The sequence below is a fragment of the Salinisphaera sp. PC39 genome (genome assembly GCF_040361335.1).
In the GTDB taxonomy this organism is placed as follows: domain Bacteria; phylum Pseudomonadota; class Gammaproteobacteria; order Nevskiales; family Salinisphaeraceae; genus APNM01.
Genome location: NZ_APNM01000036.1, coordinates 1 through 1,046 on the forward strand (window position 1 = coordinate 1; position 1,046 = coordinate 1,046).

At 64.6% G+C, this 1,046-nt stretch carries 1 protein-coding gene; it reads left to right on the plus strand.

The window, feature by feature from the left end:
• The first annotated feature begins 93 nt into the window (after positions 1-93).
• Complete coding sequence (locus PC39_RS16605; protein ID WP_353254533.1) at positions 94-1,044, plus strand: IS481 family transposase; 951 nt, start codon at positions 94-96, stop codon at positions 1,042-1,044.
• Positions 1,045-1,046: the final 2 nt, after the last annotated feature.

Below are 1,046 nucleotides of genomic sequence, written 5' to 3' on the forward strand. Positions count from 1 at the left end.
GCTAGATGTGACCTCTCAGTAGATTGTTCATCCGGGCCGCGTTCCTTGAAGCTGATGGGTGCTCAAATCCGTCAGACTTAAGGAGCGACCCGGATGAACACGCACAAGAATGCGCGACTGACCGTTCACGGTCGAGAGGTGCTGGTCCGTCGCGTGCTCGAAGACGGTCTGCGGCCGGTGGAGGTGGCCCAGGCGATGGCGGTGAGTCGGCGCACGGTCTACAAGTGGCTGAGGCGTTATCACGCCGAGGGGCGAGACGGACTGTTCGACCGGAGTTGCCGGCCCCATCGCTGCCCACACCGGCTCGATCAAGGACAACGCGCGCGTATCATCGGCTTGCGTCGTCAGCGTTGGATCTATCGCGCCATTGCGCACACGACCGGTGTGCCGGTGGCCACGATCGCCCGGATACTGCAACAGGCCGGGTTGAATCGGCTGTCGGCGCTGGCGCCGTCTCGCCCGGCCCAGCGCTATGAGTACGGCGCCCCCGGCGACTTGCTGCACCTGGATGTGAAAAAGATCAATCGCTTTGCCCGGCCAGGGCATCACGTGACCGGGGATCGACGCCACCAATCGCGGGGCGCGGGCTGGGACTATGTCCATGTCGCCATCGACGATCACAGCCGCGTGGCGCATGCCACGATCTGGCCGGACGAGACCGGCGCCAGCGCGGTCCGGGCACTGCTGGCCACACTGCGCTATTACCGGCGCCTGGGCGTGCGCTTCAAGGCCGTGTTGACCGACAACGGCGCCTGCTATCGATCACGCCTTTTTGCCAAGGCCTGCCGCCGGCTCGGCCTGGCCCATCGAACCACGCGGCCCTATCGACCGCGGACCAACGGCAAGGCCGAGCGCCTGATCCAGACGGCGCTGCACGAATGGGCCTACGCCCATGTCTACGACAACGCCGACCAGCGCGCCGCCTATCTGCCGTACTGGCTGCACGACTACAACTGGCATCGACCCCATGCCAGCCTGAATCATCAACCACCCATCAGCCGGCTGCCCATTAACGTGAACAATGTGGTGCGTTTACACAGCTAGAG

Coding starts and splice junctions, on each gene's coding strand:
- PC39_RS16605 (WP_353254533.1), top strand. CDS start 94: ATGAACACGCACAAGAATGCGCGACTGACCGTTCACGGTCGAGAGGTG.